This window comes from Clostridium sp. UBA4548 (genome assembly GCF_002387895.1).
Classification (GTDB): Bacteria; Bacillota; Clostridia; order Clostridiales; family Clostridiaceae; genus Clostridium_J.
In genome coordinates, this window is the sequence record NZ_DGLI01000021.1 from 126,066 (window position 1) to 138,913 (window position 12,848).

11 protein-coding genes are annotated in these 12,848 nt (G+C 29.9%); 9 read left to right on the plus strand and 2 right to left on the minus strand.

Translation table 11 applies throughout. The annotated features are described in order from the left end of the window. The first annotated feature begins 82 nt into the window (after positions 1 to 82). From B3040_RS07065 to B3040_RS07080, 4 genes are all read left to right on the plus strand, one after another. The gene (locus B3040_RS07065) at positions 83 to 1,360 is read left to right on the plus strand and encodes a helix-turn-helix transcriptional regulator (RefSeq protein ID WP_291571622.1); all 1,278 of its coding nucleotides are present in this window, start codon (positions 83 to 85) and stop codon (positions 1,358 to 1,360) included. 44 nt (positions 1,361 to 1,404) lie between these two features. Beyond that, positions 1,405 to 1,548, plus strand: coding sequence for a hypothetical protein (locus tag B3040_RS07070; protein ID WP_291571624.1), 144 nt, complete (start codon positions 1,405 to 1,407; stop codon positions 1,546 to 1,548). Positions 1,549 to 2,213: 665 nt separating this feature from the next. Next, positions 2,214 to 3,569, plus strand: a complete 1,356-nt coding sequence (locus B3040_RS07075) for a glucose-6-phosphate isomerase (protein ID WP_291571626.1) — start codon at positions 2,214 to 2,216, stop codon at positions 3,567 to 3,569. Positions 3,570 to 3,571: 2 nt separating this feature from the next. Further along, a complete protein-coding gene (locus B3040_RS07080; protein WP_291571628.1) occupies positions 3,572 to 4,018 on the plus strand; it encodes a YaiI/YqxD family protein in 447 nt (148 codons plus the stop codon). Between the two features lie 258 nt (positions 4,019 to 4,276). On the opposite strand, the gene B3040_RS07085 is transcribed toward B3040_RS07080, so the two are convergent. Continuing rightward, positions 4,277 to 4,456: a hypothetical protein gene (locus B3040_RS07085; RefSeq protein WP_291571630.1), complete on the minus strand. Its 180-nt coding sequence runs from the start codon at positions 4,454 to 4,456 to the stop codon at positions 4,277 to 4,279. A gap of 165 nt (positions 4,457 to 4,621) precedes the next feature. Further along, entirely contained in the window at positions 4,622 to 5,812 is a 1,191-nt protein-coding gene (locus B3040_RS07090) for an RNA-guided endonuclease InsQ/TnpB family protein (protein ID WP_291571632.1), read from the minus strand. A gap of 227 nt (positions 5,813 to 6,039) precedes the next feature. Here B3040_RS07090 and B3040_RS07095 point away from each other — a divergent pair, with 227 nt between their 5' ends. The 5 genes from B3040_RS07095 (at position 6,040) to B3040_RS07115 (ending at position 12,340) form a co-directional block, all read left to right on the plus strand. Beyond that, complete coding sequence (locus B3040_RS07095; protein WP_291571635.1) at positions 6,040 to 8,046, plus strand: triple tyrosine motif-containing protein; 2,007 nt, start codon at positions 6,040 to 6,042, stop codon at positions 8,044 to 8,046. A 310-nt stretch (positions 8,047 to 8,356) separates the two neighbouring features. Beyond that, positions 8,357 to 8,845, plus strand: a complete 489-nt coding sequence (locus tag B3040_RS07100; protein ID WP_291571637.1) for an LURP-one-related/scramblase family protein — start codon at positions 8,357 to 8,359, stop codon at positions 8,843 to 8,845. A 162-nt stretch (positions 8,846 to 9,007) separates the two neighbouring features. After that, positions 9,008 to 9,844 carry a lytic transglycosylase domain-containing protein gene (locus tag B3040_RS07105; protein ID WP_291571639.1) on the plus strand — a complete coding sequence of 279 codons (837 nt, stop codon included), beginning with the start codon at positions 9,008 to 9,010 and terminating at the stop codon, positions 9,842 to 9,844. A gap of 301 nt (positions 9,845 to 10,145) precedes the next feature. Next, positions 10,146 to 11,267 carry an RNA-guided endonuclease InsQ/TnpB family protein gene (locus tag B3040_RS07110; protein WP_291572019.1) on the plus strand — a complete coding sequence of 374 codons (1,122 nt, stop codon included), beginning with the start codon at positions 10,146 to 10,148 and terminating at the stop codon, positions 11,265 to 11,267. Between the two features lie 356 nt (positions 11,268 to 11,623). Further along, positions 11,624 to 12,340, plus strand: a complete 717-nt coding sequence (locus B3040_RS07115) for a pseudouridine synthase (RefSeq protein ID WP_291571641.1) — start codon at positions 11,624 to 11,626, stop codon at positions 12,338 to 12,340. Positions 12,341 to 12,848: the final 508 nt, after the last annotated feature.

Consider the following 12,848-nt stretch of genomic DNA (forward strand, 5'->3'; position numbering starts at 1 on the left):
AATTAAAGAAAGTTATTTTCATAAATTATTGTTATAATAATAGATAGTGATATTATTAATATTTAGTAAGAAGGGGAATGAAATGCAGTTTTTAACAGGTAGTGAAAAAATTAAAAGCTTAAGAAAAAAGTTTAAAATGACACAAGATGATTTTGCTAGTGAGAACTTTACAAGAGGATACTTAGGGCTTTTGGAGAATGGAAGAAGAAATATAACTGAAGATGCAGCTAAGATTATCACAGAAAGATTTAGGGAAAAAGCAAAGGAACTTGGATCTGATATAGAAATAGATGATAGATATTTTTTAAGAACTATAGAAGAAGAAGCAGAAAAATACTGTATGGAAAAGCTAGCCACTGACTTAGCCTATGAAGAACTAGAAGATATCATAAAAATTGCAGAACATTATGATTTGAAAAATGCCAAAGCAGAAGGGTATAAAGTACAAGGTGACAAGTATTACAATGAGAGCAAATATTTAGAGGCCTATAAAAATTATTTTTACTCCTTAGATTCATTAACTGATAATGTACACTTAAAGGAAAGATGCTATCTCTATAATAGATTGGGTGCATGTAAATATGCATTGTTAGATTATGCTGAAGCTATAGTTTATTTTAATAAAGCAATAGTTAATTCGGAAATTGCTAAGGAAATATTTACCTTGCAAAATGCATTATATAATTCAGCGCTTTGTTATCAAAGTTTATCTAATTTGGAAGAATCACTTAATTGTATTGAAAAGTTTTTAGTTATGTGTGATAAAGAAAAAGAATTAGAAAGATATATTTATGCAAGTAGTTTCAAAGCAAGTTGTTACGAAGATAAAGGGGATTTAAACACAGCAATTGAAATTTATAAAGAGCTAATATTATTGATTAGCAATACTGACGAAAAGGTGTCAGCTTATCTTTATAATAACTTAGGTTCATTGTATGTAAAGAAGGGTAATTTAACTGAAGCCTTAGAGTATTATAATAAATCTCAGCAAATTAGAGCTAGTATAGATAAGAAAAATTTATCTCATACTTTAATTGAAAAATCATCAGTTTACATGGCAAAAGAACTTTATGACGAAGCATTGCTTATAGTTAGCTTAGGGCTGGAAAATGCGAGAGAGAATAATGATTATGAGTATACCTTAAAAGCATACAAAATCATGGAAGAGATTTATACTAAGCTTGAAAAGGAAGATAAAATTAAAGAGATTATTAAAGAATTATTACTTTTATTGGATGAAACAGATAACAAATTAATAAGGATTAGCTACTATAATAAACTTCAAAGGCTTTATTTTGAGGATAAAGAATATGAATATGCTTACGATTGTCAAAAAAAGATACAAAAATTGTTGAATTAAGTAGCTATATGGGTTATAATGTAATCATGGGATGGAGGGGTATTATGAGAATGAGGAAATTTTCAAAATTAATATTATTAGTGTTAGTTGGGATATCATTGTATAGTATAGGAGGTAAAGTTATAGACGGGGAGAAACCACCTATACTTGTAAAAGGTACATATGAGATGGTTGAGTCAATTTGGTAAAGGGTAAGTAAAGTCAGGCTAGGTAGAAGTTAGAATTCTATCTAGCCTGACTTTTTTATTTTATGATTATTTTACAAAAACTAAACTTTATTGCTGTTAGCTACTGGTAATACAGCGTATAGCGCTAAACCTATGAGTACATTCATAATATGTGATAGAATACACAATGACACATACTTATTGAGAATTAATCACTCTAGTATAAATGCTTAAAGATAAAGGTAAAGTTAATTAGGTTTTTAAGTATTGAGGCAAAAGAGTTGGTAGATGTATTTATTTTAAATTCTTAAAAGTTACATAAAGGATAAAGAAAAGTATCCAATTTAAAAATAGCAGGAATAATCTTCTTTAAAACATAGAAATTAAGAATGGATATACAATTCATTCAATATAGTTGATTCCATATAAGGAATTGAATAATATAACATGATAAATAAATAGCTACCAAGGATATAACCTTGGTAGTTATTTGATTTATGTTGCCATGTGGTAAGAAGTTTACGGCATGTTTCTTAAGATTTAATGCCTAAGTTTGATAAAAAATATAAAATGGTTTATACTAAAAAGTGGAAATGAACTTGTTCGTTATTTAACTTAGTAGTAATGGATTGCTACTTAAGTGTAATTTATATAATTATAGAAAATATGGTTTACGGAGGCGTACTATGAAGTCACCAATATACTTAAATATTAAAAAAGCAGCACCTTTTGTTGATGCAGAAGATATATTAAAGCTAAAACCTATGGTTACTGATGCTCATCACACTTTACATAACAAAGATGGAGCAGGAAATGAGTTTTTGGGATGGCTTGACTTACCTGAGAACTATGATAAGGATGAGTTTCAGAGAATTAAAGTAGCAGCAGAAAGAATAAAGAAAAACTCTAAAATCCTTGTGGTAATTGGAATTGGAGGATCATATCTGGGAGCTAGAGCTGTAATTGAGGCACTAACTCATAGCTTTAATAACAATTTGCCTTATGAAAAGAGAAAAGCACCAGCAGTGTTATTTGCTGGAAATAATATAAGCTCTACTTATTTATCTCACCTTATAGATATTGTAAAAAATGAGGATTTTTCAATAAACGTAATTTCAAAGTCAGGAACTACTACAGAACCTGCTATTGCCTTTAGAATTTTTAAGGAACTTCTTGAAAATAAGTATGGAAAAGAAGAAGCGAAAAATAGAATATATGTAACAACTGATAAAGCTAGAGGAGCCTTAAAAAGTCTTGCTAAGGAGGAAGGTTATGAAAATTTCGTAATTCCTGATGAAGTTGGAGGTAGGTTTTCGGTTTTAACAGCAGTAGGGTTACTTCCAATTGCTACAGCAGGACTAAATATTGATGAATTAATGAAGGGTGCACAAGAAGCTAGAAATGAATATGCTTGTGAAAAATTAGAAAATAACAATTGCTATAAATATGCAGCACTAAGACACTTTTTATATATCACAGGAAAAACAACGGAGATCATTGTAAACTACGAGCCAAGTCTTCAATACTTTAGTGAGTGGTGGAAGCAGTTGTTTGGAGAGAGTCATGGAAAAAGTGGTAAGGGAATCTTTCCTGCTTCAGTGAATTTCTCTACAGATTTACACTCCATGGGTCAATATATTCAAGATGGGTTAAGAAACCTTTTTGAAACTATTATAAATGTAGAAACTCCTAAGGTGGAACTAACCTTAAAGGAAGACGATAAAAACGTAGATGGACTTAACTTCTTAAGTGGGAAAACCATAGACTTTGTAAATAAAAAAGCTATGGAAGGAACGGCTCTAGCTCATAATGAGGGGGGGGTTCCTAATATAGTAATAAATCTTAAGGACCTTACTGAATACAGTATTGGATACTTAATTTACTTCTTTGAGAAAGCTTGTGCTATAGGTGGATATATGTTAGATATAAATCCTTTTGACCAAGAAGGGGTGGAAGCTTATAAAAAGAACATGTTTGCCCTACTTGGGAAACCAGGTTATGAGGAATTAAAGGAAAAACTAGAAGAAAAGCTAGGGGAATAACTATGAGAATAATTGTAGATGCAGATGCATGTCCTGGAAAGCACATTATTGAAGAAGTAGCAAAGGATTTTGGACTAGAATTAATACTTTACTGTGACATTAACCACATACTAACAAGTACTTACGCTACAGTTAAGTACATGGATAGTGGGTTTCAAAGTGTAGATATGAAAATTGCCAATGAAGCAAAGGTTCAGGATATTGTAGTTACTCAAGATTATGGTGTAGCAGCTATGGTTCTTGGAAAGAAGGCCTATGCCATAAGTCCTAAGGGGAATATATACAATAATGATAATATTGATAAATTACTATTTGAAAGACATCTTTCTGCAAAAGTAAGAAGAGGTGGAGGAAAGACTGCTAGCCATAAAAAGAGAAGTAGTGAAGATGATACAAGGCTTAGGGAAAACCTTATAAGATTAATAAGAAAAAGTGAAGTTAATTTATAAGAAAGGATTTAGTAGGGTAATTTTTGGTTACCTTACTAAATCCTTTTGATCTCTTATTGAGTTTAATTTTAAAATTCAATCTTACTAATAAGCTTATCTTAAATAAGATAATTAACCATTTGCTCTAGCCATACATAATGGAATTTAATTCTAGTCACCTTCAAGAACCTTAAGAGATTCAAAGTAAGTTCAATGTATGAATTGGGTCTTAACTTTGGTTTCATACAACAGAAATGAAAATAGTAGGGTTAAAGTCAATTAATGACCAGGTTTAAATTGGTCCATATCAACAAAGGTTTTAGGGCCTTCAGGAAATAAAAGACCATTATTGGTTCTTTCAATTATAGGGTAACTATCCTCTGCTTTGTGAATAGTTATATTCTTTTTCTTATAAGTGTACTCAGGATCATAGTGAAAATCTCTATCATTTTTATCCATAATCATCACTGCTACTTAAAATATGGACAAATATACCCATATCAAGATTTTTCCTTTTTCAACGTGTCTACTTTGGCAATATTACTATTACTACTCATATTTGATATAACACTCCAAAGGCTTAAATTCCCGACTAGCCATCGGTACATATATACAATAGCTTGATTATGCTACTTTGTATATTTCACAATCCCTCAAATTAAGACTAGCATTTTTATCCCTATCATGAATTATACCACATTCAGAACATACCCACTCTCTATCAGAAAGTTTTAATCCTGTAAATATAGCACCACAATCATGACAAGTTTTACTTGAAGGATAAAATCTATCCACAATTCTTAATTCTACACTATATTCATTACATTTGTTTAATAGTTTAATTCTAAACATATTAAAACCTTGCTTTGATATAGCTTTTGAAAGATGTCTATTCTTCATCATTCCTCTAACATTTAAATCTTCAATGACTATAAAACTTGGTTTTTGTTTTATTAACTCATTTACTACTTGGTTTAAATAATTTTCTCTTATATTAGATAATCTTTGATGAAGTTTTTGTACCTTAACCATTTGTTTTTGGATATTTTGTCTAGTAGCATTACCTCCTTCTTTTTTATTATTTTTATTTCTTTCTTTTAAATTTTCATATTTCCTTGAAAGTTTTCTTTGTTCTTTTAGTAGTTTCTTTTCTAATCTTTTTACTTCTTTTGTTTTATTAATGTTTTTATAAGTTGTTTCATTAGAACATATAGCAAAATCCTTTAATCCTAAATCTATACCAATTCCTTCCTTTGTATTTTTTTGATATTTCTCTTCAACTTCTATTAAAACTGAAACATAATATCTATCTGCTTTTTTTGAAACAGTTCCGCTTATAATATTAGCATCTGTTGGAATATATCCTTTTTCTTTTAAATGCACCCATTTTAATGATGGTATATTTATTTTATTTCTTTCAACTCTCCAATCAGTTTTGTTGGTTTTAGGGAAATATAATTTAACATCTGATTTATTTTTCTTTTTAAATCCTGGAAACTTACTTTCACCTTTGAAAAATCTTTTATAAGAAGTTTCAGCATTACATATGGCTTTCTTCCTTGCCTTAGAGCCACAATTATTAATCCAATTATATTCTTCTAATATTTTAATCTCGTTATTTATATATTTGTCAAAATCATTTGCACTCATAAATGCTTGTTTTTTATCAATTAAGCCATCTTTATATTGCCTATATAGTTCATTATTCTTAGCGATGTATGAGTTATAAAGCCATCTGCATATTCCAATGGATTGATTAATCTTTTGTATTTGTTGCTTTGTTGGATTTATCTCCGTTTTGTATGCTTTTAGCAATATCCTCATCCTCCTTTATGGTATTTTTAGCATCTGGGGAAGTTTTTATTACCTTTAATTATAATTTACAAAAAATAAAGAAAAAACAGTATTTTGTTGTTACATATTATGGAATTATAGTATAATGTAAGTATTGTTATTAAATAAAGAGGTTTGCTTATGGGTTAAATGTTTTTTCAAGGTTCATAGGCGAAAAACCTGTCCATTATTTAAGGAGGATAACTGAAATGAATGAAATGAATATTATTACAAGTTTAGAGAGTCCTCAAGAAAAAAATAAAGAAATTAAGATATCTATTGAAAATAAAATAGAAGATGGATTATTATATAAATTTTTAATTGGAAATGATGGTAAGTGGAGCACCCTTAAGGATTTTCATAGGGATAGCTATGCCCTTTGGAGCCCTAAGGAAGATGGGAAATATATGATAATGGTACATGCTAAGAGGGAAGGTAGTAAAAAATCTCACGACTATACTTCTAAGGTGGATTTTATCATTGGAACCATAGAAGAAAAGTTAATTAAACACATAGCTTTAGATAAAACTGAAGGAAAAATTGGTGAAAAGATTAATATTACTGTTGAGCCTAATACCCTTCCTGTTATGTACAGGTATTGGATTAAGGAAGAAGCAAGATGGCACTTAATTAAGGATTACTCTATAGAAAATACCTTAGCTTATACAGCAAAAGTAGAAGGGGAATTTGAAATTTTAGTGGAGTGCAAAAAGGAACATTCGGCTAATATTTTTGATGATTTTGCTTCAGAGAAATTTAAGGTATTACCCGTAGAAAAGGTAGAAATTAAAAATTTCAAATGTCTTTGTGAGGAGCTTTTAGTAGGAGAAGAATTAACCTTTGAAGTAGAGGCTGCCTTTGATGAAAGCAGAACTATCTTATATAAGTTCATAAAACTTCATGAGGATGGTAATGCAGAAATAGTTCAGGATTTTTCAACAAAAAGACTAGTAAGCTTTTCGGAAGGAAAACCAGGGAAGTATAAGCTTCTATGCGTTGCTAAAGATATGTATTCTCAAAGCTTGTATGATGACAGAGCGGTAATGAATTATAAGGTGGATTTATATAGACCTATTAAAGTGATAAGTATAACTTCAGATTTAAGCTCTCCACAGGTAGAAAATACCCCTATAACTCTTAAAGGAATTGCAATAGGTGGTAAGAATCTTCGTTACAAATTTATAGTAGATGGAAATGACCCTTATTCTTCAGAGTATCAGAAAGAAAATGTCTGTACTTGGACTCCCAAAAAATCAGGAAAGTATATAATAGAGCTTTTAGTTAAGGATGAGAGCTTTCCACAGGAATTTGAAGCTAGAGAGACTATGGAATTTACCATAGAAGAAGATTTTATAGAAAATGTGATTATAGAGGATATAGTGCTAGATAAAAAGAAGGATTTATTAATAAATGAGCCTGTAAATATAAAGGTAGCTGCTAAAGGCGGATTAGAGTTAATATATGAATTCATAGTAACTAAGGATGAAGAAGTTATTGATAAATTGGAGTACAGTGAATATGATTGGGTGGATTTTACTCCAGAGGAAGTTGGAGAATATAAGCTGGAGGTAAGAGTTAAGGATAGACGGTCAAAACGGGAATATGATGTGCATTCAATAATTTATATTCAGTGTAGAGAGTATGTTCCAGCAAGAATAGATTATATCTTAACAGAAAATAAAAAGCTTTATCTTGTAGGTGATAGCTTTCAAATTGAAGTAATTGCTGAAAATACAAAAAATACCTTGGTTCAGTATAAAGTTAAAATTAACGGTCATGAAGTGGAAGAAACAGAGTATTCTAAGGAAAAGAAATTTAAGTTAACACCTAAATGTGCTGGAGAATATGTGATAGATATATATGCGAGAAATTTAAGCAGCACTAAAAATTATGACGCTAAAAAACAGGTTAGGTTTATTGTAGCTGAGGCACCACCTATAAACAATTGTAAAATAAGCACAGAGAGTAAGACTTTTAAGTGTAATGAAGCTGTGAACTTTACTGTAGGCTGTGAAGGTGGCAAGGATATAGTTTACGAGTTTTATTTAATGGAAAAGGGTGAGTGGAAGGTTATCCAAAAGTATAGCAAAAAGAATTATTATACTTTTATTCCCTTTACCAAAGGATATTACAAGCTACTAGCTTTATGTAAGAGCAGTTTTAGTAAGTTAACCTATGAAGACTACCACATTGTTGAAATTGAGGTTAATGAATAAACTTTTAGGCAATGCTTTAAGTAGGACTATGCAAATATATAAGCTTCAAAATTATTTCTACATCATAAAATAATTTTAGACAACTTATATTAAAGAGGATGTAAGATACAATTAGAGATATTTATGCAATAGCTTTATTGCATTCTATATATCAGTAAATCTATGAGTCGCTTTATGGTATACTTAAAGGGGTTTATAAATTTTTTATAGCATATCATAATATAAAGAAGAAAAGAATATAAATAGAAATCCAGGTACGTTTGAAGGTTTGCTATAACATTGATATGGAAAATAAGGGTGAGGTGAGGATATGAGATATGTTATAAATCAAAAGATTTTTACTTTTGGAGATGACTTTAGCATAATGGATTATACAGGAAGAGAAGTTTATTTCGTTAAAGGAAAAGTTTTTTCCCTAGGGGATAAATTAAAAATGTATGATAATCAAGGGCAAGAGGTTGTAAATATAAGACAGAAAATAATGGCTTTTTTACCAGAATATTATATTGATTTATATGGACAGGAAGTTGCTAGAGTTAAAAAGCAATTTACTTTTTTTTCTCAAAGGTTTAATATAGATAGCGCTCTTGGAAGTTATGAGATTTGTGGAAACATAGTTGCTCATAATTTTACTATCTATAAAAATGGAACCTTAATAGCAGAAGCTAGTAAGAAGTGGCTAGCAATTAGAGATAGCTATACTGTAGATATAGAAGAAAGTGAAAATCATGCCTTTATCCTTGCATTATGTATCATCATTGATCAGGCATTACATGATAACAATAGAAATAATAAATAGTTATTTTCAGTATAGGGTTAATATTAGAAAATATTAGCTCTATATTTTTGTTGGAAAATTTAATATAATTGATATTAAGAAGAATTTTAAATTAAACTTAAAGAAAAAGTAAATTTTGGTTTTAAATAATACATATTAGATTTAAACATAGGGGAGAAAATCATGAGCAATAATATAAGTGTCAATAATAATTTAAACAACTACAACATAAACACTAAAACTATAAAAAATACCTCAGCTAATAGTGTAAATCCTTTAGATGGATTAACTTCACCTAATCCCTTACAGGCTTTAGGTATGGGAGGGTTAGGTCTTGAGGAAATGTTAGGTGCCCAAAGTGGACAAGGAGATCAGGGCATGGCTCAAATTCTTCAAATGAGTATGCTGTCAAAGTTATTTGGAGGAGGAGAAGAAGGTTCTAATTCCGGTGGCTTTCAAATGGTTTTAGGAGCCTTAGTTAAGGCCTTAAATGAAAAACAACAGGCAAATAAGATTGGATTAGATAGTAATAATCAGTTTAGTGGAGTACATATTAATGAGTTAAATTTAAGATCTGTAGTGGCACCTCAAACTGTAAGTGCAACTAATGAGAACAAGACACAAGGAGAAAGAATAGAAGCTGCAATTAAGGCTGCCTCACAAAAACATGGAATTAGTGAAGAACTAATTAGAGCAATCATAAAGGTAGAATCTAACTTTAATCCAACTGTAAAGTCATCAGCAGGGGCTATGGGCTTAATGCAACTTATGCCTGGAAATGTTAAGGATTATGGTGTTAAGGACCCTTATAATATAGAGGAAAATGTAGATGCTGGTACTAGGCATATTAAGGATTACTTAAAGCTTCATAACAATAACCTTGATATGGCATTGGCTGCTTACAATTTTGGGCCAGGAAACATGAGAAGAAGAGGCATAAGCAGTGAAGCTGATTTTTATAAGCTTCCAACAGAAACAAAAAATTATTTAGTAAAAATAAGAAAATATTACAATCCATAAATTATCTTATTGGTACATTTAACGAAATAGCTATGGATTAGAGGAAATAGAAAAAACTTCTCATAGTAAAAGGTGAGAAGTTTTTTCTTTATATAAGGTTGTCATAATATAGTAAATCCTTTAGAATTAATAGGTATGTTAAATATGTTATTATGTAAATAATAAAGAAGGTTAAACAACAGTAGTAAAAACATCAGAAAACTTTAGAAAACAGTATGCTTTATTTACAAGGTGTGTATAATAGCGTTAAGAGGTGATTCTTTTGAAATATTATTCAATAGGAGAGTTTGCCAAAGCTAGAATGATACTGGGGAAGAGAGTTAGGTTATTTCCAACTAAAGAGCAAGAACAAAAACTGTGGCAATCAGTAGGTACTGCAAGGTTTATATATAATTGGACACTTACAAGGCAAGAAGAAAACTATAAAAGTGGTGGTAAGTTTATATCTGATAATGATTTAAGAAAAGAATTAACTATCTTAAAGAATACAGAACTTAACTGGCTTAACCAGGTATCTAATAATGTGGCTAAACAAGCTGTTAAAGATGGGTGTGAAGCTTATAAGAACTTTTTCAAAGGATTAGCTGATAGACCAAAATTTAAGAGCAGAAGAAAGTCTAAACCATCTTTCTATAATGATACAGCAAAGCTTAAAGTTAAAGAAAGTGACCTATTAATTGAAAAAGTAGGTTGGGTAAAAATAAAGAAAAATGCAATACCTATGAACTGTAAATATACTAATCCAAGAATAAGTTTTGATGGAAAGTACTGGTTTATATCAGTAGGTTTAGAAAGAGAGAAACCAATAATAGAACTAACTACTGAGAGCCTAGGAGTTGATTTAGGCATAAAAGATTTAGCTATATGCTCCAATGGAATGACTTTTAAAAATATTAATAAAACAAGAGTTGTAAAAAAGCTTGAAAAAAGGCTACGTAGATTACAACGTAGTGTGTCTCGCAAATACCTAAAAAATAAAGAAGGGAGTAAGTTTGTCAAAACAAGTAATATTATAAAAATGGAAAAGCAGATTAAATTACTTCATAGAAAATTAGCTAATATAAGAAGTAATCATAATCACCAAGCAACCAATAAGATAGTGAAAACCAAGCCATCAAGAGTTGTTATGGAAACACTTAATATTAAAGGCATGATGAAGAATAAGCATTTATCAAAAGCAATAGGAAAACAATGTTTATATGAGTTTAAAAAACAAATTCAATATAAATGTGAGTTCAATGGAATTGAGTTTGCAGAAGCTGACAAATGGTATCCCTCATCAAAAACTTGTAGTGAGTGTGGTCATGTAAAACCCAAGCTTTCATTATCAGTAAGGACATATATCTGTGATAATTGCGACTTAGTTATAGATAGAGATTATAATGAAAGTATCAACTTATCAAGATATGAATTAGTAGTCTAATCACTTAAAAGATACTACTAATATGTACCATGCGTTGTATGGGAATTTAAGCCCTCGGAGTGTTATATCAAACGAAAGTAGTATATTCTTTTGAATTACAAAATCGGACACGTTGAACAGGGAACTAAACAAGCTTTATAAGGTTTTATAAGGTTTTGGCAACGGTATATAAAATAAATAACAAGTCCAAGACTTGAGCAATAATTTGTGTGTGCAAGGGGAAGTAGGGTTACAGAAACAAATACTATTAAGCTGGAAGTAACAACTTTTGCAGACACATTGTAATGGGAGAGGTGCTAACCTATAGACTAGTTATTTTTGAGGATACTTAAGTATTTTGAAAGTGAGGAATAGTTATGGAACGTTTAGATAAAATATTAGCTAATTTAGGTTACGGAAGTAGGAAAGAAGTGAAGGCTCTTTGTAGAAAGGGAGAAGTAGTAGTTGATGGAACTCCAGTAAAAGATAGTGCTGAAAAGGTTGATCCTGTAAATTCAACTATTGAAGTTAAAGGAGAAAAGATTAATTATAGAAAGTTTATATACTTAATGATGAACAAGCCAAGTGGAGTAGTTAGTGCTACCTTTGACAATTATGATGAAACTGTAATTGATCTTTTAGACCCTGAATATCAAGTGTTTGAACCATTTCCAATAGGAAGACTAGATAAGGATACTGTAGGATTACTACTTATAACTAATGATGGGGAGCTAAATCATAAGTTAATTGCTCCTAAAAACCATGTAGATAAAGTTTATTATGCTGAAATTAATAAACCTATAGATGAAAGTGATATAGTAAAGTTTGCAAATGGAATTACTTTAGATGATGGATATCTTTGTATGCCAGCTAAACTAGAGGTTATTAACTCTAATGAGGATGGATCAGAAGTTCATGTAACAATCCAAGAAGGTAAGTTCCATCAAGTAAAAAGAATGTTTGAAGCTGTAGACAAGAGCGTGGTTTATTTAAGAAGAATCAGCTTCGGACCACTAAAATTAGATGAAACTGTAGAAGAAGGTAACTTTAGAGAACTTACAGAGGAAGAAATAGAACTTTTAAAAAATGTTTAAAGAGTGTTTGTAGCTTAGATTCAATGTGATTTAAAAACTTATATAGCTATATTTTAATTCATTTTCATGCAGGTAAATTAAAAATTTAGAAGCTTTAAGGAAAAGAATCTTGAAATAAACTTATACTTATTTACTTTTCAAGGTGTACATTTTATGAAAAAGGTTAAAAATTTGAAAATGAACTGAGAATGGAATGTAAAAATATGTTGAATTAACACTTTGTTTATACTTTATTTATAGTTTATTTTATAAATACACTTGAAAAAAATAAAAAATCTTATTATAATAAACTTGTTAAATAAATAAAGAGAATTATAGCCCCCTTTTTATTTATTCGTACAGTCCATCCCCAAGGGCTGTATACCCTTTAATACATGCCGAATTTTGTTGTAAACATAGTTTGTCATGAAAAAATTCCTCTGGGAGAGACCAGAGGAATTTTTTTGTTATTTTTTATTGTTAATATTATGTAATGTTAACAAATATTGTGGTTAAATAATATATAATA

Coding starts and splice junctions, on each gene's coding strand:
- B3040_RS07085 (WP_291571630.1), bottom strand. CDS start 4,456: ATGGATAAAAATGATAGAGATTTTCACTATGATCCTGAGTACACTTAT.
- B3040_RS07095 (WP_291571635.1), top strand. CDS start 6,040: ATGAATGAAATGAATATTATTACAAGTTTAGAGAGTCCTCAAGAAAAA.
- B3040_RS07110 (WP_291572019.1), top strand. CDS start 10,146: ATGATACTGGGGAAGAGAGTTAGGTTATTTCCAACTAAAGAGCAAGAA.
- B3040_RS07075 (WP_291571626.1), top strand. CDS start 2,214: ATGAAGTCACCAATATACTTAAATATTAAAAAAGCAGCACCTTTTGTT.
- B3040_RS07105 (WP_291571639.1), top strand. CDS start 9,008: ATGAGCAATAATATAAGTGTCAATAATAATTTAAACAACTACAACATA.
- B3040_RS07065 (WP_291571622.1), top strand. CDS start 83: ATGCAGTTTTTAACAGGTAGTGAAAAAATTAAAAGCTTAAGAAAAAAG.
- B3040_RS07080 (WP_291571628.1), top strand. CDS start 3,572: ATGAGAATAATTGTAGATGCAGATGCATGTCCTGGAAAGCACATTATT.
- B3040_RS07115 (WP_291571641.1), top strand. CDS start 11,624: ATGGAACGTTTAGATAAAATATTAGCTAATTTAGGTTACGGAAGTAGG.
- B3040_RS07100 (WP_291571637.1), top strand. CDS start 8,357: ATGAGATATGTTATAAATCAAAAGATTTTTACTTTTGGAGATGACTTT.
- B3040_RS07070 (WP_291571624.1), top strand. CDS start 1,405: ATGAGAATGAGGAAATTTTCAAAATTAATATTATTAGTGTTAGTTGGG.